Annotated in this window: 18 protein-coding genes and 1 pseudogene; 10 read left to right on the top strand and 9 right to left on the bottom strand. The window is 41.9% G+C overall.

Features of this window, described 5'->3' with window-relative positions; translation table 11 throughout:
• Nucleotides 1–352 precede the first annotated feature (352 nt).
• The 4 genes and pseudogenes from xylE to BSHG_RS06880 all read right to left on the bottom strand — a co-directional run bounded on the left by xylE (nt 353) and on the right by BSHG_RS06880 (nt 5,566).
• A complete protein-coding gene (gene xylE / locus BSHG_RS06870; protein ID WP_008660231.1) occupies nt 353–1,801 on the bottom strand; it encodes a D-xylose transporter XylE in 1,449 nt (482 codons plus the stop codon).
• A 65-nt stretch (nt 1,802–1,866) separates the two neighbouring features.
• Nucleotides 1,867–3,186 carry a xylose isomerase gene (xylA, locus tag BSHG_RS06875; RefSeq protein ID WP_005787643.1) on the bottom strand — a complete coding sequence of 440 codons (1,320 nt, stop codon included), beginning with the start codon at nt 3,184–3,186 and terminating at the stop codon, nt 1,867–1,869.
• Nucleotides 3,187–3,275: 89 nt separating this feature from the next.
• Nucleotides 3,276–4,783, bottom strand: a pseudogene (locus BSHG_RS0220555) (xylulokinase).
• A gap of 51 nt (nt 4,784–4,834) precedes the next feature.
• On the bottom strand, nt 4,835–5,566 hold the full coding sequence (locus tag BSHG_RS06880) for an NUDIX hydrolase (RefSeq protein ID WP_008660228.1): 732 nt from the start codon (nt 5,564–5,566) through the stop codon (nt 4,835–4,837).
• Between the two features lie 341 nt (nt 5,567–5,907).
• Here BSHG_RS06880 and thiD point away from each other — a divergent pair, with 341 nt between their 5' ends.
• The 6 genes from thiD (at nt 5,908) to BSHG_RS06905 (ending at nt 11,271) form a co-directional block, all read left to right on the top strand.
• Nucleotides 5,908–6,741 carry a bifunctional hydroxymethylpyrimidine kinase/phosphomethylpyrimidine kinase gene (gene thiD, locus BSHG_RS06885; protein ID WP_008660224.1) on the top strand — a complete coding sequence of 278 codons (834 nt, stop codon included), beginning with the start codon at nt 5,908–5,910 and terminating at the stop codon, nt 6,739–6,741.
• 103 nt (nt 6,742–6,844) lie between these two features.
• Nucleotides 6,845–7,732 carry an ACP S-malonyltransferase gene (gene fabD, locus BSHG_RS06890; RefSeq protein WP_008660222.1) on the top strand — a complete coding sequence of 296 codons (888 nt, stop codon included), beginning with the start codon at nt 6,845–6,847 and terminating at the stop codon, nt 7,730–7,732.
• A 205-nt stretch (nt 7,733–7,937) separates the two neighbouring features.
• Complete coding sequence (gene sucC / locus BSHG_RS06895) at nt 7,938–9,086, top strand: ADP-forming succinate--CoA ligase subunit beta (RefSeq protein ID WP_008660220.1); 1,149 nt, start codon at nt 7,938–7,940, stop codon at nt 9,084–9,086.
• The gene (gene sucD, locus BSHG_RS06900; protein ID WP_005787631.1) at nt 9,083–9,952 is read left to right on the top strand and encodes a succinate--CoA ligase subunit alpha; all 870 of its coding nucleotides are present in this window, start codon (nt 9,083–9,085) and stop codon (nt 9,950–9,952) included. Before sucC ends, sucD begins: the two co-directional genes overlap by 4 nt.
• Nucleotides 9,953–9,993: 41 nt before the next feature.
• Nucleotides 9,994–10,164 carry a hypothetical protein gene (locus BSHG_RS23320; RefSeq protein ID WP_005787629.1) on the top strand — a complete coding sequence of 57 codons (171 nt, stop codon included), beginning with the start codon at nt 9,994–9,996 and terminating at the stop codon, nt 10,162–10,164.
• 897 nt (nt 10,165–11,061) lie between these two features.
• A complete protein-coding gene (locus BSHG_RS06905) occupies nt 11,062–11,271 on the top strand; it encodes a winged helix-turn-helix domain-containing protein (RefSeq protein ID WP_005787623.1) in 210 nt (69 codons plus the stop codon).
• Between the two features lie 80 nt (nt 11,272–11,351).
• Here BSHG_RS06905 and BSHG_RS06910 read toward each other — a convergent pair whose 3' ends face one another.
• From BSHG_RS06910 to BSHG_RS06925, 4 genes are all read right to left on the bottom strand, one after another.
• The gene (locus BSHG_RS06910) at nt 11,352–11,942 is read right to left on the bottom strand and encodes a phosphatase PAP2 family protein (RefSeq protein WP_005793972.1); all 591 of its coding nucleotides are present in this window, start codon (nt 11,940–11,942) and stop codon (nt 11,352–11,354) included.
• A 144-nt stretch (nt 11,943–12,086) separates the two neighbouring features.
• Nucleotides 12,087–12,800, bottom strand: coding sequence for an SDR family NAD(P)-dependent oxidoreductase (locus tag BSHG_RS06915; RefSeq protein ID WP_005815942.1), 714 nt, complete (start codon nt 12,798–12,800; stop codon nt 12,087–12,089).
• Nucleotides 12,801–12,871: 71 nt separating this feature from the next.
• On the bottom strand, nt 12,872–13,453 hold the full coding sequence (locus tag BSHG_RS06920; protein ID WP_008660207.1) for a Crp/Fnr family transcriptional regulator: 582 nt from the start codon (nt 13,451–13,453) through the stop codon (nt 12,872–12,874).
• Nucleotides 13,454–13,538: 85 nt separating this feature from the next.
• Nucleotides 13,539–15,041 carry a glutamine synthetase family protein gene (locus BSHG_RS06925; RefSeq protein WP_032496906.1) on the bottom strand — a complete coding sequence of 501 codons (1,503 nt, stop codon included), beginning with the start codon at nt 15,039–15,041 and terminating at the stop codon, nt 13,539–13,541.
• 221 nt (nt 15,042–15,262) lie between these two features.
• On the opposite strand from BSHG_RS06925, the gene BSHG_RS06930 reads away from it, so the two are divergent.
• The 4 genes from BSHG_RS06930 to BSHG_RS06945 all read left to right on the top strand — a co-directional run bounded on the left by BSHG_RS06930 (nt 15,263) and on the right by BSHG_RS06945 (nt 20,210).
• The gene (locus BSHG_RS06930; protein WP_008660204.1) at nt 15,263–16,477 is read left to right on the top strand and encodes an MFS transporter; all 1,215 of its coding nucleotides are present in this window, start codon (nt 15,263–15,265) and stop codon (nt 16,475–16,477) included.
• A gap of 175 nt (nt 16,478–16,652) precedes the next feature.
• Nucleotides 16,653–17,453, top strand: coding sequence for a patatin-like phospholipase family protein (locus BSHG_RS06935; protein WP_005787611.1), 801 nt, complete (start codon nt 16,653–16,655; stop codon nt 17,451–17,453).
• Nucleotides 17,444–18,502 (top strand): Gfo/Idh/MocA family oxidoreductase, encoded by a 1,059-nt coding sequence (locus BSHG_RS06940; protein WP_005787610.1) that lies wholly within the window; start codon nt 17,444–17,446, stop codon nt 18,500–18,502. The genes BSHG_RS06935 and BSHG_RS06940 overlap by 10 nt, the downstream gene beginning before the upstream one ends.
• Nucleotides 18,503–18,512: 10 nt before the next feature.
• Nucleotides 18,513–20,210, top strand: coding sequence for an alpha-amylase family glycosyl hydrolase (locus tag BSHG_RS06945; RefSeq protein WP_005787608.1), 1,698 nt, complete (start codon nt 18,513–18,515; stop codon nt 20,208–20,210).
• Between the two features lie 75 nt (nt 20,211–20,285).
• Here the strand turns inward: BSHG_RS06945 and BSHG_RS06950 are convergent, their stop codons facing one another.
• Nucleotides 20,286–22,298, bottom strand: a complete 2,013-nt coding sequence (locus tag BSHG_RS06950) for an alpha amylase C-terminal domain-containing protein (RefSeq protein WP_005793982.1) — start codon at nt 22,296–22,298, stop codon at nt 20,286–20,288.
• Nucleotides 22,299–22,301: the final 3 nt, after the last annotated feature.

Here is a 22,301-nt window from a genome sequence, read left to right as displayed (position 1 = left end):
CGTACAGATATAACCAAATAGAGAAATATCGTCCTCGTTTTTGCTCCCATTCGATATCATTAGACCATACGAAGCATATGTAGTAACCATCCGGACCGGATGGTTACGCCTTAATGAGTGGATGAAGTAAGCTTTTTGCCCGTTTGCTTACTTTAATTCATCTAAAAGTCGGTAGCTCCACCCCTTTCAGCTTGCTTCTGAAAGGGGTGAAACTACCGACTATGGTTTGCTACGCTTCCGGTTTACCGGATTCTCAAGAAGTGCATGTTAGCCAAAAGGATGTATATGCTGCATTCGGTCGGCATTTACTTCGATTTGCTTTCAATGTGGAATGACGTAAGATCTACTCCGGTTAACGCTTCTTCCAAAGTTTGCTCATATCCTCCAATGTTTTTCCTTTGGTTTCCGGCACCCAACGCCATACGAAGAGGGCGGCAATCACACAAATGATTCCGTAAAGACTGTAGGCAAACATCGGACTGAAATCATAGAGCGCGGGGAACGTAGATGAAACAATGTAGTTGAATATCCATTGAAATGCCACAGCAATGGCCACCGCTTTGCCACGGATGGTGTTGGGAAAGATTTCGGATATCAGTACCCAACAGATGGGTCCCCATGACATCATGAAGAAAGCTGCATATACAATGACAGACAGTACGGGAAGTATCCCCTTGATACCCATACTGTCACACAAGGCGACTGCAAAGGCTCCGACAGCCATACCGATGGAACCGATGATAAGCAACGGTTTTCGTCCGAAACGGTCGACGGTGAAAATAGCTATCAGTGTAAAGACGATATTGACAATGCCCATGATGACGGTTTGCATCATTCCTCCGCCTTCGGCACCGGCATTTTCGAATATTCGCGGCGCATAATAGAGCACGGCGTTGATGCCGATGGCTTGCTGGAAGACAGAAAGCAGAATACCGATAACAATCACCGCCGCACCGTAGGTGAACAGCTTCTCTGTCTTTTCCTGCGAAGTGGCTTTTATTTCGGCAAGAATCTCTTGTGCTTTTGTGGCTCCATTCACTTTTTTGAGAATGGAATAAGCCTTCTGATCCTGATCAATCATCACCAGATAACGGGGAGTTTTGGGTACGAAGAAGAGTAACATGCCGAAGAAAGCTGCCGGAAAGGCTTCGGAACCGAACATATAGCGCCACCCTTCGGTAACGGTCCACATATCCGACTCGCTACTTACAGAAAGTGTGCCGGCAGCATCTTTCAGGATAACAGGATTCTGGTGGTCGCCCAAGATCAGGTAGTTTACAAAGTAAACCACAAGCATGCCGAAGATTATGGCAAACTGATTGCATGACACCAGTGTACCGCGAATGTTGGAGGGAGCTATCTCGGCAATATACATGGGACAAACAGCGGACGCCAGTCCCACTCCGATGCCTCCCAGAATGCGGTAGAGATTAAAGGTGATAAGCAGGTTCATATTAGCCTTCCCATATTCAAAGAACAGGAATTCAGGATAATAAGACCCCAGTGCCGAAAGGAAGAAAAGTACGGCGGCCAGCCGTAGTGAGTTGCGGCGTCCCAGCCGTGAAGCGAAGATGCCGGACAATGCACCACCCAAGACGCAACCGATCAGTGCACTCGAGGAGGTGATGCCGTGCATCACTTTGTCGTATTGAAAATCTGTGGCTGTGAGGAAGAAGGCTTCGAGCCCTTTCTCAGCTCCTGAAATTACAGCGGTATCATAGCCGAACAGCAATCCGCCCAGGATGGCTACCGATGTAATGGAATACAGGTAGAGCTTGCTACCCTCGTTGGTATGATTCATGGCATTAGCTTTTTTTGAATTACGGTCTGCAGGCAACAAGAGCCTGCAGACCGTGAAATACGGACTTATAATGAGTAGATATTAACGAGTGCTTCATACAGTTCCTGTTGGCCGCTGGTCTGCTTCGGCTCTCCGTTGGCTTTGGCATAAGCAACCAGTTCCTCTAGGCTGAGTTTCCCTTCTTCGAACTCCTTGCCCTTGCCAGCATCGAACGAGGCATAACGGTCGGACAACATTTTCTGGTAAGGAGACTCATTGAGCAGATTGGCTGCGCTTTCCAAGGCACGTGCCATAGCATCCATTCCGGCAATATGTGCGATAAAGATATCTTCTGGGTCAGTAGAGTTCCGGCGAGTTTTGGCATCGAAGTTTGTACCGCCGTTACCCAATCCGTCGTTACGGATAATCTGCATCATGGCTTGTGTCAGTTCGAAGTTGTCAATCGGAAATTGATCCGTATCCCATCCGTTCTGATAATCGCCGCGGTTTGCGTCGATAGACCCCAACATTCCGTTGTCTACAGCCACCGCCAGTTCATGTTCGAACGTATGTCCTGCAAGGGTGGCATGATTCACTTCGATATTCACTTTGAAGTCTTGATCCAGTCCGTGAGCCTTCAGGAAGCCGATAACTGTCTCTGTATCGACATCATACTGATGCTTTGTCGGTTCCATGGGTTTCGGTTCAATCAGGAAAGTGCCCTTGAAACCACGTGCACGTCCATAATCACGGGCAATGGTCAGCATCTGTGCCAGATGTTCTTTTTCGCGTTTCTGATCAGTATTCAGCAACGACATATACCCTTCGCGTCCACCCCAAAAGACATAATTCGTACCTCCCAGTTCAATGGTGGCATCAATCGCATTCTTTATCTGGACAGCGGCACGGGCCACAACATCAAAATCGGGATTGGTGGCTGCACCGTTCATGTAACGCGCGTGGCTGAATACATTGGCCGTTCCCCACAACAGTTTGATGCCTGTTTCGGCCTGTTTCTGCTTGGCATAAGCAACCAGCTCTTTCAGGTTGGCCTCATAGGCTTCGATGCTGTCGGCTTCCGTAACCAGATCGACATCATGGAAGCAATAATACCCGATGCCCATTTTCTGCATAAACTCGAAACCGGCATCCATTTTATTCTTGGCAGCCTGCACGGGATCAGGGTCACCGTTCCATGGGAACTGTTTGGTTCCGCCTCCAAACTGGTCACCGCCTTCGGCACAAAGTGTATGCCACCATGCCATTGCAAACTTTAACCAATCTTTCATACTACGCCCGTTAATCATTTTCTCGGCATCGTAATAGCGAAATGCCATCGGGTTCTTACTGTCTTTACCTTCAAATTTAATTTTCCCTATACCCGGGAAGTACTCTTTTGTTGCCATCTTATTTAAAATTTTAGGGGCTTTGCCCTTTCTTCTTCTTTTGGGAAGAAGAAAGAAAGCCGGAATGATTAATATTCTATTCTTAATGATTACTTATTCTCTGTTTCTGTCTGCATGGACTGAGTCAGACATTGTTTCCACCGTGCGTAAGCATCAGTGTATTCCTGTTGTTTGCCGGCATCCGGTTCTACGACTGTCAGCTTATCGAGAGTGGCGAATGCTTCTTCATGGTCTTTATATATGCCCGCTCCCATTCCTGCTCCTTTGGCTGCACCAACGGAACCGTCTGTGTCATAGAGTTCGATGGTGGCTCCCGTCGTACCGGCCAGTGTCTCGCGAAAAACGGAACTCAGAAACATATTGGCGTGTCCGGCATGGATCTTTTTAACGGGGATGCCCATCTCTTCCATAATGTCGATGCCATATTTAAATGAAAAGACGATTCCTTCCTGTGCCGCCCGGATCAGATGTGATTTGTCATGCCTGTTGAAGTCTACGCCGTGTATACCGCAGCCGGTTGCCCGATTATTGAGCATTCGTTCTGCTCCGTTGCCGAAAGGAAGGATGCTGATACCTGCACTGCCGATGGGAACGGATGAAGCAAAACGGTTCATCTCGGCGTACGAAATACCTTCGGGGGCAACATTGCGCCTGATCCACGAGTTAAGAATCCCTGTTCCATTAATACAGAGCAATACGCCGAGGCGGGGATCGGTAGCAGTATGGTTGACATGGGCAAAGGTGTTGACACGTGACTGCGGATCATAATTGATTTCGCCGTTTACTCCGTATACGACTCCCGATGTTCCGGCTGTGGAAGCTATCTCACCCGGGTTGAACACATTCAGGGAAAGAGCGTTGTTGGGCTGGTCTCCTGCACGGTAAGTGATCGGAGTGCCTTCTTGTAGCCCGAGTTCCCGGGCAGCCGTACCTGTCAGTCGCCCCTGTTCGGCGAAAGTAGGCCGGATGTCGGCTATCAGCGAAGGATCGATTCCGTAATATTGCATTAGGAAGTCGGCCGGGCGGTTGTTTCGGAAGTCCCAAAACATTCCTTCGGAGAGTCCCTCTATTGTCGTACATACTTCACCGCTCAGTTTCATGGCGATGTAATCTCCCGGCAACATGATTTTATCGATCTGTTCATAGATATCCGGTTCGTTTTCTTTCACCCATGCCAGTTTTGAAGCAGTAAAGTTTCCGGGAGAATTAAGCAAATGTGCCAGACAGAACTTCTCACCGATTGCCTCGAATGCCCTCTGCCCGTAGGAGACCGCACGTGAATCGCACCAGATAATGGCCGGACGCAGTGTGCGTTGCCGTTTGTCCACACACACACCAGACCGTGCATTTGATAAGAGATGCCGATGGCTTTGATGTCTTTGGCATCTACCCGTGATTCCGAGAGAATGGATCGGGTGGAGAGTTTCAAGTTCTCCCACCAACTTTCCGGTTCTTGCTCTGCCCATCCGGGACGTACGGCAATGATGCCCGCCTCTGTTTTCGGAAAGAACGCAGAAGCGACACATTTACCTGTTTCTGCATCTACCAGGCTCGCTTTAACCGAAGAGCTGCTTATATCATAACCTAATAAAAACATGATACTGTTTATTAATTTATTTGTAGTTTAATATTAAATCCCGATTGGGGGTTATCGTCTTGTCTTATTATATATCTTCCTGTCGAACTTATAATAACGGGCTGCCCGATGGGCTACTCCGGTTTGTTTCTCTTCCAGCGGTACAACGTAGTCCATCAGAGCTATCTTTTTATGGAAGTTACGCACATCCACTGCTTTGTCATATACCAGTTCGAACAGGATTCGTAACTGAGATGCGGTGAACTTACGCGGCAACAAGTCGAATAGCATCGAAGGATTAAACTCTACGAATTGCCGGATATAAGTCAGCGCCTCTTTGATTATCAAGTTATGGTCGAAAGCCAATGTCTTTATGTCTTTCAACGCTACCCAACAGGCTTGAAATTCATCCAGATTCTTGTCCAGTGCCCGATCTATCTTTACCATCGACAGATAAGCTATGGTGACTATGCGTTCCACTTTCGATTGCATAGCCCGTTCCAACCAATGTACATCTTTGGGATTGCTCGTCCGGTTTTTGGAACCGAATGCCTTAAATTGCATCAGGTTGACGTTTCGGATACCGGTCAGTTCGAATAAGACCCGCTGGGCTGCTTCGTCCAGGTCTTCATCCATGTAGATCAGACTTCCGGGAAGTTTCATGTCACGATAAACTTTTCCGTTTTCCTCTCCTATCCGATTAATCAGCAGAACCTTGAGTTGTTCTCCGTCAAAACCGATCACTACACAGTCCACTGAGATGTGATTGTTTGCCAATGGGATTTGTTTGGGTATGTCATGCATAATATTGAGTCTTTGATTGCTGCAAATATAGAGATATTATCATGCGGTAAACAAATAAATAATATGCTATAAAGCATTGTTTTTCATATATATACATATCGTAAATTTTACACTAAGGAGTATTCATCTTATTGTATCGATAACAATATGTATTTCTACCCTCGGTGAACGATAGTAATTGTAGAAAGTACAGAAAGCCGGGGAGTCTTTATAATCAGTTCTTTCGGTCGTCGCATACCCTCGAGCGATACGAGGGACTTATTGTATTTTATAGGGTATGTCATTTTGTATCTTCTTTGTTTTTATCCTATCTTTGCTACCAAATTATTAAAAAAACTAAAATGAAAACTTATCCGGTCGTTCTTTCCATTGCCGGCTCCGACTGTTCGGGCGGGGCAGGCATTCAGGCAGATATAAAAACGATTTCTGCTTTGGGAGCATATGCGGCATCGGTAATTACTGCTGTTACCGTGCAGAATACAAGAGGAGTAAAAGCTGTGCATACAGTTCCCGCTGAGATAGTGCAGGGACAGATTGAAGCGGTTATGGAAGATTTGCGTCCGGATGCCCTGAAAATAGGTATGGTGAGTGAACCGGCGCTTGTGAAGATTATTGCCGGGTGCCTGCTAAAGTATCCTCATTGTCCGATAGTTTATGATCCCGTCATGGTTTCAACCAGTGGACGGAAGTTGATGGCAAAAGATGCAATACAGTTGATCAAAGAAGAACTTTTTCCACTTACAAGCCTGATCACTCCCAATCTGGATGAAACGGAGGTACTGACCGGAAAGAAAATCACAACAGCAGAAGAGATGAAAGAAGCTGCCCGGCAACTTTCAGAAGAGTATCATACAGCGGTATTGGTGAAAGGAGGACATCTGGAGGGAAACGAAATGCAGGATGTGTTGTTTACCGATGGGAACGCCTATATATATAAGGAGAAAAAGATAGAGAGCCGGAATTTGCATGGGACGGGATGCACCCTTTCTTCTTCGATCGCCACTTATCTGGCATTAGGACTTCCTATGGACCAGGCAGTTGGCAAGGCAAAGAGTTATGTAAGCAAAGCTATTGATGCCGGCAAGGAAATAATTATCGGACATGGCAACGGACCGTTATGTCACTTCTGGGGCCCTGAGAAAGCCCGGATATGGGACGATAATAAGGTAGAATAGGCTGAAAAACATATTGTCCATTGCACAATTTCACCAAATCTGTGCTATGATATTGCAAAAATATATACCTTTGCACCCGCAAATTAAATTAAAAAACAAAAATATGAAAGCATTTGTATTCCCCGGTCAAGGTGCCCAATTCGTAGGTATGGGTAAGGACCTGTATGAAACTTCAGCTTTAGCAAAAGAATTGTTTGAAAAAGCAAATGATATCCTGGGATATCGCATTACAGATATTATGTTCAACGGTACGGACGAAGATCTTCGTCAGACCAAGGTTACTCAGCCTGCTGTATTCCTCCACTCTGTTATTTCTGCACTTTGCATGGGTGACGACTTCAAACCTGAAATGACTGCCGGACACTCACTGGGAGAGTTTTCTGCATTGGTCGCTGCCGGCGCTCTGTCTTTTGAAGACGGCTTAAAATTGGTTTATGCACGTGCCATGGCTATGCAGAAAGCTTGTGAGGCAACTCCTTCTACAATGGCTGCTATTATAGCTTTACCGGATGAGAAAGTAGAAGAAATCTGTGCTTCTGTTACCACTGAAGGAGAAGTTTGTGTACCTGCCAATTACAACTGTCCGGGACAGATTGTAATTTCCGGATCTGTACCGGGTATCGAAAAAGCTTGTGAATTGATGAAAGCAGCCGGAGCTAAGCGTGCGCTTCCGTTGAAAGTAGGCGGTGCATTCCATTCTCCTCTGATGGATCCTGCCAAAGTAGAATTGGAAGCTGCCATTAACGCGACTGAGTTCCACACACCGAAATGTCCGGTTTATCAGAATGTAGATGCCCTGCCCCATACAGACCCGCAGGAAATCAAGAAGAATCTGGTTGCTCAGTTGACTGCTTCTGTACGTTGGACACAGACCGTAAAAAATATGGTTGCCGATGGTGCTACCGACTTCACAGAATGTGGACCGGGTGCCGTATTGCAGGGATTGATCAAGAAGATCGACTCTACAGTTTCGGCTCACGGAATAGCATAAGTCTATTGATGGACCACTCTTAACACACAGCATCGGAATCTTTATGTAGGATTCCGGTGCTGTGTGTTTTTGTTTTAAGGTCATAAGTTACTCTCATCGTTCTATCTGTAAAGATCGCTCTAGACTGCAATGAAGGGACGCGGACAGTTTACAACTTTTTTGCCAACACTTTTGTTATAATTGGATAATAAACCTATTTTATCCAATGAAAGTACACGAATATCAGGCAAAGGAGATTTTCTCCACTTACGGAATACCTGTCGAGAGGCATGCTTTATGCCATACGGCAGATGGGGCTGTGGCTGCTTATCACCGAATGGGGGTAAACCGGGTAGCCATAAAAGCCCAAGTGCTGACCGGCGGGCGGGGAAAAGCCGGCGGAGTAAAGTTGGCCAATAATGATAGAGATGTCTACCAATACGCTCAAACTATTTTGGAGATGACTATAAAAGGTTATCCCGTCACCAAGATTCTTCTTAGTGAGGCTGTCAACATTGCAGCCGAATATTACATCAGTTTTACGATAGACCGTAATACGCGCTCTGTCACGCTGATTATGAGTGCGGCCGGTGGTATGGACATCGAGGAAGTAGCCCGCCAATCTCCGGAAAAGATAATACGTTGCAGCATTGATCCTCTAATCGGAGTTCCCGATTATCTGGCACATAAGTTTGCTTTCTCTCTCTTTGAACAAGCTGAGCAAGCTAACCAGATGGCAACTATTATTCAAGATCTTTACAAAGCATTTATTGAAAAAGATGCTTCACTTGCTGAAATTAATCCATTGGTACTTACCCCTGTTGGGACATTATTGGCTATTGATGCCAAAATGGTTTTTGATGATAATGCACTTTATCGTCATCCGGACTTACAGAAGTTATCAGAGCCCACAGAAGATGAGAAGTTGGAAGCGATTGCCAAAGAAAGAGGATTCAGCTATGTGCGCATGGACGGCGAGATAGGCTGTATGGTTAATGGAGCCGGTCTGGCTATGACAACTATGGATATGATCAAGCTTTATGGAGGAAATCCGGCTAATTTCCTTGATATTGGCGGTAGTTCAAATCCTGTCAAGGTGATAGAAGCTATGAGATTATTGCTGGATGACAAAAAAGTCAAAGTAGTCTTTATCAATATTTTCGGAGGTATCACCCGATGTGACGATGTAGCCATCGGACTCTTACAGGCGTTTGAGCAGATACAAACGGATATTCCTATTATTGTGCGGCTTACAGGCACTAATGGAAATATGGGACGTGAATTATTGCGTAAGAATAACCGTTTTCAAGTGGCCCAGACAATGGAAGAAGCTACTAAAATGGCTATAGAATCATTAAAGAAAGAATCGATATGAGCATACTTATTGATAAATCTACCCGACTTTTGGTGCAGGGTATCACAGGCAGGGATGGACTTTTTCATGCCAAAAAGATGGCTGAATACGGAACAAATGTGGTGGGCGGAACATCACCCGGCAAAGGAGGAACAATGATAGACGATACCTTTCCGGTATTCAACACCATGCATGAGGCTGTTCGCCGAACGCAAGCCAATACATCTGTTATTTTCGTACCGGCACGCTTTGCTGCCGATGCTATTATGGAGGCTGCCGATGCCGGTATCCGACTGATAATTTGTATCACAGAAGGAATTCCTACATTGGATGTAATAAAGGCCTACCGGTTTGTCGAACTGAAGGGAGCTAAACTCATTGGGCCGAATTGCCCCGGCCTGATCTCTCCCGGAGAAAGTCTGGTAGGTATTCTTCCGGGGCAAGTGTTCACTCCGGGCAATATAGGAGTAATCAGCCGTAGCGGTACGTTGACCTATGAAATCGTATCACATCTGACTGCTAAAGGTATGGGACAGTCCACTGCCATTGGTATGGGAGGTGATCCGGTTGTCGGACTTTATTTTCGTGATCTTTTGGGAATGTTACAAAATGATCCGCAAACTGATGCTATTGTGATGATTGGTGAGATTGGGGGTAACGCAGAAGAGTTGGCCGCAACATACATTCGTGAACATGTGACTAAACCTGTGGTGGCATTTATTGCAGGGAGATCTGCCCCGCCGGGTAAACAGATGGGACATGCCGGAGCTATTATATCCGGAAGTTCCGGTTCTGCAACCGAAAAGATTTCAGCATTGGAAGCTGCAGGAATCAGAGTTGCCGGTGAACCCTCGGAAATACCGGATTTACTGAAAGGCAGTTTCTAAACAATTCTTTTTTTAATTTATCAAACTACAAATTAAAAGTTATGAGTAGACGTAGACAATTAGAGCATGAAGTGTCTTTAGCTCAGGAAAGAATAAAAAAAGCTCCCAAAGATACTCCTAAAGAAATTTTGAAGACGTGGGAACAAGAGTTAGTCGACTTGGAATTAGAACTCAATAATCTGGTTGACGACGAAGAAGACAACAATGAATGAATCACTTCTCTTTAATCACAGAAAAGCCCGTACATAAAAACTGTACGGGCTTTTTCAAAGGAAATAGAATATTCTCCCGGCTACCTTCGGGAATGGCTACGCATAAAGGGTATACGGCTCCCTCAATTTATCAGTTGTGTAACATTTATAATAAGACGGAATTGGAGGTACTTTGTTCCGCTTCGGCTCATGTTTTAACTGTTTATTTTCATATTTACCTAATTATCCAATGATTTTCTTGTGAGATGTAATAGAATTACTCTATAATTTTTGATGTACATCAAAAACAAATAGTACAAAATGGCATTTTTATCCTATGTCAATTCAATCATCATATATCTCCCTTACATTTGTCATGTTTTCAAGGTATAACATAAAAAGTAGAGATTATGAAATGGGTAAAAAGATTGTTCGATAGAATCGGTAGTTCCGATTCTATGATTTGGGGCTATGTAATGCTCCATGAGTAAAGGATTATAAAACAGGATTTGATTGAAAAAAACGTTTGAAAAAGGAGGCTGGAATCATTCAGGCTCCTTTTTTAATACCGGAAAGATTTCAGCCAAAACGTATCCGGACTTTTAGAAATGCTATTTCTTTTAAATATCATTTTATATTTCATAGATTATCGTCTGAGACCTATTTTCTACGAAGGGGGCACGACTTCAGATTGAATGACATCTGGTTGATGAATCAAATAGTATTTTCTTCATTTTACTATTGCATTTCATTGGTTTGCTTCGACCTTTCTTTAAGTCTTTTCGGGATAAGGCTGTAGGATAAAAGCCCAAATTCGTACCTGAACTAAAAAATGTAAAACCATGATAAAAATACGTTTTAAAAACTTCGTAGTTAAATATTTTTTTGTATATTAGGGACATAACCAAATGATATAAAATGGAATTAGAGACAATTGGAGAAAACGCCGGCAAAGTATGGCGCACCCTGAATGAAATGAGGGGAGAAATATCTATTCAGGAACTTAGTCGGAAAATTAACCTCAGCGCCGAAGACGTTGCACTTGCGGTAGGTTGGTTAGCCAGAGAAAATAATATTTTTATTCAGAGACACAACTACCTGTTATACGTCAGTCATGATGCTTTCTGATTTTATCTCAAGAAGATTGACTGTCTGGGTCTAAAAAACATAATGGGGCGTATTGTCAAGCAATACGCCCCATTATGTTTTTATGATTTGGAACAAGTCTGTGCACCGGTTTTCATTAAGAGCCTATCGGTAAGAAAATAGGCTAACTCTACCATCATGATACCGATAATGGCACCTGCCAAAACGTCGCTCAGCCAATGGCGATTATTCAACTGCCTTGTGAATCCGGTGACAACTGCCGGCAAGAAGGTAGCAATACCCGCTAGGGGGGTCTTGAAACCATATTCTTTATACAGTAGTGTGGCAGCCGTAAAAGCCGTAGCTGTATGCCCCGAAGGGAATGAAAGGAAATCGGAACCGTCGGGACGAAGAACCCCCGCCAGTGATTTCATTGTAAGCACTATGGTCCCCATTAATATATAAGAAAATGCAGTAGAGACGAGCATTCGTTTCCAGTTACTACGGCTCTTTACTCCTGTAAGTTTTAACACGAACATAGCAACAATCGGAAGGTATGGCAAAAAATCATCATACCGATATGCAAAAGTAGAAGCATGCATATTACGTAAATGATAGATATATTGATCAGCACTTGTCAATAACCCGGCCCGCAGGGCACAAACTAAAAAGATACAGGCAAACAACCAAAACATTAATTTACGTGGACTCATATTGTTCTATTATAGGTGTATTGTTATGCCTACAAAGATAATTTTTTTGATGCAGAAGACATTAGGCAGAATTCATATGAAAATATTATTTGTCTTATTATAACATTCATATGAATATATGGGGATGAAACAACATAATGCACATCACATTTTACAATAAATCGAGGCGGGTATCATTCTCAGAAGTAATGCTACATATTTCCATCTCTTCGAAACATACGCAACTTTTCTTCTTCGAAGGATGGCGCGATAAATCTGTTGTACAGCTTTATCCAACGGAGTAATCCAAAACAACCCCTCCCCTTTTGCCATTGCCGTATCGACAAATCCGGGACGTACATCAGTGATATAAATAGGATAAGGTAGCTTGGCTGTTTTTTTTCTTAATCCTTCGGTATAGTTGATTTGATAGGCTTTCGAGGCATTGTATGCCGGGGCTATTCCTTCACCGCGCATTCCGCCTACAGATGAAATTACAATCAAATGCCCCCATTCTTGCTTCTGAAAAAAGTGAAAAGCCCAATCCACTACATTGGTAAATCCTATTACATTGGTTAAAAGAGTCGGTTTCTCTAGAAGATAATCAAGTTCAGGATTTAGCTCCCCTATTCCCGAACAGAATATAAGTATATCCATACCTCCCACTCTGTTCACAAGATTGCTCAGTTGTCGGACTGTATCGGTATCTTTGGTAACATCGGAAACACTATAAAAACAATTTTTATTTTGAGAACAGATCTCTTGTAGTTTATCTTCTCTACGCCCCGTAATACCAACTGTATTTCCTTCCCGGAGAAAGCGCTCTGCTAATCCTTTACCGATTCCGGAAGTAGCTCCTATAATAATAACTTTTTTCATTTTTATATTTTTTAAAGTTTGCACAAAGGTATCGGGTTCGGAACACATGGATCTTGACTGAAATCAAGATTTTACTTTTGTACTAATTTTCTTCGAAGACGACTCAGTGTTTCCGGACAGATCATCAGATAGGATGCCAATTCTTTTAGCGAGATCAAGTTCAACAATTCGGGACAGCGTTTTAAAATTTCCGTATAGCGTTCTTCAGGAGTCATACTATATAAAGAGATCATCCGCTCATATACTTCCCAAAGCAATATCTCTGCTATTTGCCTACCTAACTTTTGATTTGCTTCATTTCGACTGTAAAACTCCTCTAATTGCCTGTTATTGATTACATAAACCGAACAATTACAAATAGCTTGTATATCGACATTAGAATTGTCTCCCAGACGAAAAGCAGGATAATTTCCCACAAAAGAGTGATCAAACGTATAACCGACAATCTTACTTCCTCCACGGCTGTCGGTACAGCAATAACGAAAGGAGCCTTCCGTCACGTAGCCTACCATTTTGCAAGATTCATTTTGACGGCTAAAAAACTCTCCCTTTTTATAATCTGTCAACTGTCCATTTTGAAATATAAATTCTGTGACAGGTTGAAAGTCAACCTTTGACATATATCTATTAAAACCTTTCACTTCTTCATCCATGACATAATTTCATTTTGAAGTGCGAATATAAATAATGCGGATTGAAATATAACATTCAATCCGCATTAAAATGAGTTTCTTTAATTTATCCACAATGGAAGAATTTGCTCACCAGTGCCAGCATCTCTTCCGGTTTGTCCTGTATATCTTTGCGTAGAGTGGCATCATTATAGCTTCGTAATCGACTGATAATACCATTGATCATAGCAGGACTGAATACATTGTACTGTTCAAATACAGTACGCTGTTTCTGTAAACAATCTGCAGATGCTGCACAGCTATCGGGAAGTTGGGCTAAAGCTTTCAACTTGTCTGCATTTTCTTTCTGATGGATATTTACATTAACGTACGTTTGCTCTGCAATAGCCAAAGCGTTCTCTATCTCAAACCCATGCCGACAAGCTACTGCAAGACCTGCCAATAATTGATAAAGATCGGCTGAGCCATCCGGTGAACGCATCTCTACGGTCTGTTTCTGAGTAGTATCATAGTTACTGTCCGATTCCAAAGGATTGGCTAGTGCACACATATCCGTTTGTGCGGACCATCCTAACGGAACACGTACCAATACTGAACGGTTTCGGTCACCCCAACAAACATTGGTAGGTGCTTCCTGATGGGGTACAAGACGGAAATATGAAGTAGGATTGGTATTGCCGAAAGCCGTAATGGAAGGAGCAAGTTGCATCATACCGGCAATGGCTTTACGAGCGGTATCCGAGAGAACACCATCTTTCAGCATCTGGTTTTGTCCGTCTTTCATCATTCGCATATGAATGTGTAGCCCTGACCCGGCTTTACCTACTGTAATTTTGGGAGCAAAAGTAATATCATATCCATATTGGTAAGCTAAATTACGGATAACCCATTTGGCAATCATTAATTGATCGGCCGCATTTTCGGCATTGACGGGTAAAAATTCTATTTCGTTTTGCTCATAAACTTTGCCGTCAAGCATAAAATTGCCTACTTCCGAGTGTCCGTACTTTATTTGTCCACCTGTTTGGGCTATATAAGACATACATTGTGTACGGAAATCATTGAATTTTGCATAAGGTCCCGACTCGTGATATCCACGCTGATCGGTAGCCGGAAATAGACCGTCATCCTCGGAAATTACATAATATTCCAATTCTCCCATAGCCTGAAATTCCATACCTGTTACATCTGTAAATGCTTTGCAAGCCTTATGCAAAGTATATTCGGGAGAGCTTTCCAAAGGTTCCCCATCTTTATTAAAGAAGGAGCAAAGCATCACGAGTGTAGGTATTTCTGCAAACGGATCGACGAATGCAGTGCGAAAACGTGGTATTACATACAGATCGCTACTTCCGGCTTCTATGAAAGGAAACAGACTCGACCCATCTACCCGTTCACCACAAGTCAGGATGGCATCCAGATAGGAAGCATTGTTTATCACAAAATTCAGAGTTTTTAGCCGTCCGTCCGCAGCAGGATACATAAAATTGACCATGCGGATTTCATTCTGTTGGATATAGTTAATGATGTCTGCTTTTGTAAACTCAGCAGCAGGCTTTTGCAGAAAAGTCACCAAACGGTTGGGACTCATTAATAATTCTTGGTTCATCATACGTTGGTTGTTGTTTCATTATTGGGGTTAACATATTATTTTGAGAACCAAAGATACACAAAAAGTCAGCAAACCAAGATTTATTGCCGTAAAAAATAATAGTTCTCTCTTCGGTTAATAGTGATTCGGGTATTCCTTATTTAAAGTTGTTTCTATACTGCTAACTTCTTTCGTTTTTTTATACCTTTGCAGCCGGTTTTAAATAAGGTATAGATTATATGGTACAAAGTCAGACTCAGCCGATTCGTAGAATTGCATTTCCTATATTAATTGCATTAAGTGTATCTCACTGCTTAAATGATCTTTTGCAATCTGTCATTTCGGCTGTATATCCTCTTTTTAAAGAAGATCTTTCGTTAAGTTTCGCTCAGATTGGATTGATAACCCTAGTTTACCAGATGTCTGCTTCTGTATTTCAACCACTGACCGGCCTTATTTTTGATAAACGTCCTATAGCTTGGTCGCTTCCTATCGGAATGAGTTTCACTTTGATAGGTATGCTGAATCTGGCTTTTGCATCCAATCTGAATTGGCTGCTTGCTTCTGTCTTTATCATTGGAATAGGTTCGTCTGTTCTCCATCCGGAAGCATCCCGTATCACCTTTTTGGCTTCGGGAGGGAAACGGGGATTGGCACAATCACTTTTTCAGGTAGGTGGAAATCTGGGGGGATCGTTAGGCCCTTTATTAGTCGCATTATTAGTGGCTCCTTATGGCAGGCATCATATTGCACTATTTGCTATCCTTGCTTTGGCGGCTATTTGTGTAATGTTTCCTATTTGCCGCTGGTACCGTTCTTATCTGAACCATCTTAAAAAACGTCCGATCCATGCAAAAGCATATATCGAGCGCCCGCTTCCTCCTCAAAAGACTGTATTTGCTATCACGATACTGATGATTCTTATATTCTCTAAATATATTTATATGGCAAGTCTGAACAGCTATTATACATTTTATCTGATCCATAAGTTTAATGTAAGCATTCAGCAGTCGCAACTCTTTTTATTTGTATTTCTGGTAGCCACTGCCATTGGTACATTGATGGGAGGCCCCATTGGAGACAAGGTAGGCCGTAAATATGTTATTTGGGGGTCGATCCTGGGAACAGCTCCTTTTAGTTTATTGATGCCACATGCCGGACTCGTATGGACTATAATTCTTAGTTTCTGTGTCGGCTTAATGCTTTCGTCTGCTTTTCCAGCTATTCTGTTATATGCACAAGAGCTGCTTCCCAACAAGTTAGGACTGATTTCCGGACTTTTTTTCGGTTTTGCATTTGGAGTGGCAGGCATTGCATCTGCTGTTCTTGGCAATATGGCCGATAAGTTTGGGATTGATGCTGTATATAATGTTTGTGCATTTATGCCGTTGTTAGGATTGGTGACCTGGTTTTTACCGGATCTGAAGAAAGTGAGAAGTGAAAAACAAGAATAATCAGGAAAGAGACGAAGTTTGTTTTTTATTTTGGACTTTGTAAAATCCGGAATCACTTTTCCGGATTTTATCCTTATTTTATGCTATTTTCTACCAGTTTTTTCCTTATATCAATTCTCCCTTTCATTTATTTTACTAATTTCGTGGCGAACATATATGAATCAAGTAAATGAAAATGGAAAATAGTGTATTAACCGGAAAACCTTATAACATCGGATATGCCTTGAGCGGAGGCTTTATTAAAGGCTTTGCCCATTTGGGAGTTATTCAGGCTTTATTGGAACATGATATTAAACCGGATATTATCTCAGGAGTCAGTGCCGGGGCTTTGGCCGGAGTATTTTATGCCGATGGCAACGAACCCTATAGGGTTTTGGACTACTTTTCCGGACATAAATTTCAGGACTTGACAAAACTTGTAATTCCTAAAGTAGGCTTATTTGCTTTGGGAGAGTTTATTGATTTTTTGAAGTCAAATCTTAAAGCTCAGAAGCTGGAGGATTTAAAACTTCCTCTTATCATTACTGCCACTGATCTGGATCATGGTCGCAGCATGCATTTTCATAAAGGGAATATAGCTGAACGGGTAGCTGCTTCATGCTGTATGCCGGTGTTATTTACACCTGTAAAAATAGGAAATACACATTATGTGGACGGAGGACTTCTGATGAATTTACCTGTATCTACCATCCGAAATGAATGTGAAAAAGTGGTAGCAGTGAATGTCAGCCCGTTGATGGCAGAAAAATATAAAATGAACATCGTTAGCATTGCCATGCGTTCTTATCATTTTATGTTTCGTGCCAATACGTTTCCGGAGCGAGACAATTGCGATTTACTAATTGAACCCTACAACCTAGAGGGTTATAGCAATACTGAACTTGAAAAGGCCGAAGAGATTTTTGAACAAGGCTATAACACTGCTTCTGAGGTTCTGGACCAACTAATTGAAGAGAAAGGAAAGATATGGAAATAATAAAAACCGGATTGGCTGCTTTTGGTATGTCGGGACAGGTGTTTCACGCTCCATTTATCAGCACGAATCCTCATTTTGAACTTTACAAAATAGTAGAGCGTAGTAAGGAACTCTCTAAAGAACGATATCCGCAAGCATCAATAGTACGTAGTTTTAAGGAGTTGACAGAAGATCCTGAAATAGATCTTATAGTCGTTAACACTCCGGACAATACACATTATGAATATGCCGGAATGGCTCTTGAAGCCGGGAAAAATGTAGTAGTTGAGAAACCGTTTACTTCTACCACCAAACAGGGTGAAGAATTAATAGCTTTGGCTAAGAAAAAAGGTTTGATGCTAAGTGTATATCAGAATCGCAGATGGGATGCAGATTTCTTAACGGTACGTGATATTCTTGCCAAATCCTTATTAGGACGTTTGGTAGAATATGAATCTACATTTGCTCGTTATCGTAATTTTATAAAGCCTAATACTTGGAAAGAGACCGGAGAGTCCGGTGGTGGATTAACCTATAATTTGGGTTCACATCTGATCGATCAGGCTATTCAGCTTTTTGGGATGCCTGAAGCTGTTTTTGCAGATTTGGGTATCCTGCGTGAAGGAGGAAAAGTTGATGATTATTTTATAATTCATCTGTTACATCCTTCGTTGGCACCAAATGTGAAAATCACCTTGAAAGCAAGTTACCTGATGCGAGAAGCCGAACCACGTTTTGCCTTACATGGAACACTAGGTTCGTATGTTAAATATGGAGTCGATAAACAGGAAGCTGCTCTATTAGCTGGTGAAATACCTGAACGTCCGAATTGGGGAGAAGAATCAGAGCAGGAATGGGGATTATTACATACAGAAATAAATGGAAAAGAAATCTGCCGAAAATATCCGGGCATAGCCGGAAATTATGGTGGCTTTTATCAGAATATTTATGAACATTTATGTTTAGGACAACCATTGGAAACACATGCACAAGATATTTTGAATGTGATACGAATAATCGAAGCGGCTTATCAAAGCCATCGAGATAATAAAATTGTCAATCTTAAATAGCATATATAAAATGAAGAACGAAAACAAAATGATTATTTATCAAGTGTTTACACGCTTGTTTGGTAATAATAATAATCACTGTATCTACAATGGAGATATTTCACAAAACGGTTGTGGAAAAATGGCTGATTTTACTGCTAAAGCTTTGGGAGAAATAAAAAAACTGGGAGCAACACATATTTGGTACACGGGTATTATCGAACATGCCAGCCAAACTGATTATAGAAGATATAACATCCGCCCGGATCATCCGGCTATTGTAAAAGGTAAAGCGGGATCTCCATACGCCATTAAAGATTATTATGATGTAGATCCGGATCTGGCTACTGATGTCCCTGGAAGAATGAAAGAATTCGAAAATCTAGTAAGCCGTACACACAGAGCAGGATTAAAAGTAATAATTGATTTTGTTCCGAACCATGTAGCGCGTCAATACCATTCAGATGCACAACCTGACGGCACCACTCAGCTGGGAGCCAATGATGATCCTAACTACTCTTTTAGTCCGTACAATAATTTCTACTATATTCCGCAATCGGAATTGCATGGACAGTTTGATATGACGGGAAATGCCTTGGAACCCTATCATGAATTTCCTGCCAAAGCAACCGGAAATAACCGTTTTGATGCTTACCCTAACATTAATGACTGGTATGAAACTGTAAAGTTAAATTATGGTGTGGATTATCAGAATGGTGGAACTTGTCATTTCTCCCCTACTCCGGATACTTGGACTAAAATGTTGGATATCCTCCTTTTTTGGTCCTCTAAAAATATTGATGGTTTCCGTTGTGACATGGCCGAAATGGTTCCGGTAGAATTTTGGGAATGGGCTATCCCTCAAGTGAAACAGGAGTATCCGAATATTATATTTATTGCTGAAGTATACAATCCGCACGAATATAAGAATTATTTATTTCGTGGTAAATTTGATTTTCTCTACGATAAAGTAGGACTGTATGATACATTGCGCAATGTAGCTTGTGGTTATGACTCTGCAACTGCTATTACTCGTAGTTGGCAGTCTTTAGGGGGGATTGAAAAGCGGATGCTTAACTTCCTTGAAAACCATGACGAACAACGTATTGCATCTGATTTTTTTGCCGGAGATCCACGCAAAGGTGTTCCTGCCTTAATTGTATCTGCTTGCATGAATACTAACCCCATGATGATCTACTTTGGTCAGGAGTTCGGAGAAATGGGAATGGATAGTGAAGGTTTCAGCGGACGTGATGGACGTACTACTATTTTCGATTATTGGAGTGTAGATACAATTCGGCGCTGGCGAAATGAAGGAAAGTTTGACGGGAAGATGCTAACTGAAGAGCAAAAACATTTATATGCAATTTATCAGAGAGTTTTGACGTTGTGCAATGAAGAACAGGCAATATCAAACGGCGTATTCTTTGATTTGATGTATGCTAATGAAAATGGATGGAGATTTAATGAGCACAAGCAATATACATTTATGCGTAAATACAAGAATGAATTGCTATTTATTGTCGTAAACTTTGATAATCAGCCAGTAAATGTTGCGATTAATGTGCCTTCTCATGCCTTTGACTTTTTACAAATTCCTCAATTTGATTCTTATAAAGCGGTTGATTTACTAACAGATAAAGTAGAAGAAATCAGTTTACTGCCATATAAGGCAACAGAAATCGCTTTAGGAGCTTATACGGGTAAAATATTGAAGATTAAATTTTAACCTTCTGAATATAAAATAGCCCTTGCAATCAGAATAATCGATGCAAGGGCTATTACTTTATTTACTTACTTTTTCTTATTTGGTTCTTCTCAATACCATTGCTGTACGTGCAGGAATATAGAGTTTCAACCATTCTTTCTTTTCTTTCTTATACAAAGGATCGGGCAATGTGAAATGCTTCACACTATCATCTGACAAACCATTTCCTCCATAAATTATGTTATCTGTATTCAGTACCACCTCATAAGTTCCCGGTGTTACTAAAAAGCCATAATCGGTGAATGATTGACTCGGATTAAAATTGAATACAAAAACAAGATCTTTACGTTGGTACGCTAACACTTGGTCGCCATCGTTGTGCCATATTTCTTGTACAGGGGTTTGCTGGATGTTTTTTACGCTCTTAATTACTTTCAACATATCTGCATCAAAATCACCCAGATAATGATAAGTCAAGTTTTTATTATCGACTAAATCCCATTGGCGGCGAGCATACTTACATGACCATCCATTACCTTCCCTCGGAAAATCGATCCATTCCGGATGTCCGAATTCATTTCCCATAAAGTTCAGATATCCACCGTTAATGGTGCTTGCAGTTAGTAAACGAATCATTTTGTGAAGAGCAACGCCCCGATGAACTATATAATTTTCATCACCTTTCTGCATATGCCAATACATATCTGCATCAATCAGGCGGAAAATAATCGTTTTATCTCCTACCAATGCCTGATCATGACTTTCAGCGTACGAAATTGTTTTTTCGTCTTGCCGACGGTTAGTTACTTCCCAAAACATGCTGGATGGTTTCCAATCTTCATCTATCTTCTCTTTAATTGTCTTGATCCAATAATCGGGGATATTCATAGCCATACGATAATCAAATCCATATCCTCCATCTTCCACCTTGGCGGCAAGTCCTGGCATACCCGAAACCTCTTCTGCAATGGTAATAGCCTTAGGATTTACTTCATGAATCAATTCGTTTGCCAATGTCAGATAGCAGATGGCATTATCATCTTGATGTCCATTAAAGTAGTCGCCGTAATTGCAAAATGCTTCTCCCAATCCGTGGCTATAATAAAGCATGGATGTCACCCCGTCAAAACGGAAGCCATCAAAATGATATTCTTCCAACCAATATTTACAATTGGAAAGTAAAAAATGCATCACTTCATTTTTACCATAGTCAAAACAAAGTGAATCCCATGCCGGATGTTCTCTTCGTCCGCCTGGATAGAAATATTGATTTGGATCACCTGCAAAGTTTCCTAACCCTTCTACTTCATTCTTCACTGCATGTGAGTGAACGATATCCATAATGACAGCAATACCCAATCCGTGTGCGGTATCAATCAACTGCTTAAGTTCTTCTGGAGTTCCAAAACGAGACGATGCAGCAAAAAAACTCGATACATGATAGCCAAAACTACCATAATATGGGTGCTCCTGTATAGCCATAATCTGAATACAATTGTATCCCTCTTTGGCAATACGCGGCAGAATTTTTTCACGAAACTCATTATAAGTTCCGACTTTTTCTTCCTGCTGTGCCATACCGATATGACATTCATAGATTAACAGTGGATCTGTACTAGGCTTAAAAGTTTTCTTTTTAAATTTAAATGGCTTTTCCGGTGCCCATACCTGGGCACTGAATATTTTTGTATTGTCATCTTGTACTACCCGATTGGCCCAAGCAGGGATTCGTTCTCCCTGTCCGCCTTCCCAGTAGACGTGTAATTTATATAAGTCACCATGTTGTATAGTGTCGATCGGTAATTTGATTTCCCAACTACCATTTTTCAGGCGTTTTAGTTTATAAGCAGGCTTTTCTTCCCAATTACTGAATGTACCCACCATATAAATATGTGATGCATTCGGTGCCCACTCACGGAATATCCATCCTTTATCAGTGCGATGCAAACCGAAATAAAGATATCCGGAAGCGAAGTCCGATAACGTAGATTTTCCCCCATTGGTCAATTCGGCCTTCTTATCCATGGCATGTTCAAAACGTCCAACGATAGCGTCTTTGTAAGGTTCCAGCCAAGGATCATTTTTAATAAGATTAAGAGTCTTTTCCATAAA

Source organism: Bacteroides sp. 3_2_5 (assembly GCF_000159855.2).
Classification (GTDB): domain Bacteria; phylum Bacteroidota; class Bacteroidia; order Bacteroidales; family Bacteroidaceae; genus Bacteroides; species Bacteroides fragilis.
The sequence above is the reverse complement of the archived record's forward strand: the minus strand, read 5'-3'. Positions and strand labels throughout refer to the sequence as shown.

What these genes read in the sequence shown, in the direction of transcription:
- xylE (WP_008660231.1), bottom strand. Translation starts at nt 1,801, where the DNA reads ATGAATCATACCAACGAGGGTAGCAAGCTCTACCTGTATTCCATTACA.
- xylA (WP_005787643.1), bottom strand. Translation starts at nt 3,186, where the DNA reads ATGGCAACAAAAGAGTACTTCCCGGGTATAGGGAAAATTAAATTTGAA.
- BSHG_RS06880 (WP_008660228.1), bottom strand. Translation starts at nt 5,566, where the DNA reads ATGCATGACATACCCAAACAAATCCCATTGGCAAACAATCACATCTCA.
- thiD (WP_008660224.1), top strand. Translation starts at nt 5,908, where the DNA reads ATGAAAACTTATCCGGTCGTTCTTTCCATTGCCGGCTCCGACTGTTCG.
- fabD (WP_008660222.1), top strand. Translation starts at nt 6,845, where the DNA reads ATGAAAGCATTTGTATTCCCCGGTCAAGGTGCCCAATTCGTAGGTATG.
- sucC (WP_008660220.1), top strand. Translation starts at nt 7,938, where the DNA reads ATGAAAGTACACGAATATCAGGCAAAGGAGATTTTCTCCACTTACGGA.
- sucD (WP_005787631.1), top strand. Translation starts at nt 9,083, where the DNA reads ATGAGCATACTTATTGATAAATCTACCCGACTTTTGGTGCAGGGTATC.
- BSHG_RS23320 (WP_005787629.1), top strand. Translation starts at nt 9,994, where the DNA reads ATGAGTAGACGTAGACAATTAGAGCATGAAGTGTCTTTAGCTCAGGAA.
- BSHG_RS06905 (WP_005787623.1), top strand. Translation starts at nt 11,062, where the DNA reads ATGGAATTAGAGACAATTGGAGAAAACGCCGGCAAAGTATGGCGCACC.
- BSHG_RS06910 (WP_005793972.1), bottom strand. Translation starts at nt 11,942, where the DNA reads ATGAGTCCACGTAAATTAATGTTTTGGTTGTTTGCCTGTATCTTTTTA.
- BSHG_RS06915 (WP_005815942.1), bottom strand. Translation starts at nt 12,800, where the DNA reads ATGAAAAAAGTTATTATTATAGGAGCTACTTCCGGAATCGGTAAAGGA.
- BSHG_RS06920 (WP_008660207.1), bottom strand. Translation starts at nt 13,453, where the DNA reads ATGGATGAAGAAGTGAAAGGTTTTAATAGATATATGTCAAAGGTTGAC.
- BSHG_RS06925 (WP_032496906.1), bottom strand. Translation starts at nt 15,041, where the DNA reads ATGAACCAAGAATTATTAATGAGTCCCAACCGTTTGGTGACTTTTCTG.
- BSHG_RS06930 (WP_008660204.1), top strand. Translation starts at nt 15,263, where the DNA reads ATGGTACAAAGTCAGACTCAGCCGATTCGTAGAATTGCATTTCCTATA.
- BSHG_RS06935 (WP_005787611.1), top strand. Translation starts at nt 16,653, where the DNA reads ATGGAAAATAGTGTATTAACCGGAAAACCTTATAACATCGGATATGCC.
- BSHG_RS06940 (WP_005787610.1), top strand. Translation starts at nt 17,444, where the DNA reads ATGGAAATAATAAAAACCGGATTGGCTGCTTTTGGTATGTCGGGACAG.
- BSHG_RS06945 (WP_005787608.1), top strand. Translation starts at nt 18,513, where the DNA reads ATGAAGAACGAAAACAAAATGATTATTTATCAAGTGTTTACACGCTTG.
- BSHG_RS06950 (WP_005793982.1), bottom strand. Translation starts at nt 22,298, where the DNA reads ATGGAAAAGACTCTTAATCTTATTAAAAATGATCCTTGGCTGGAACCT.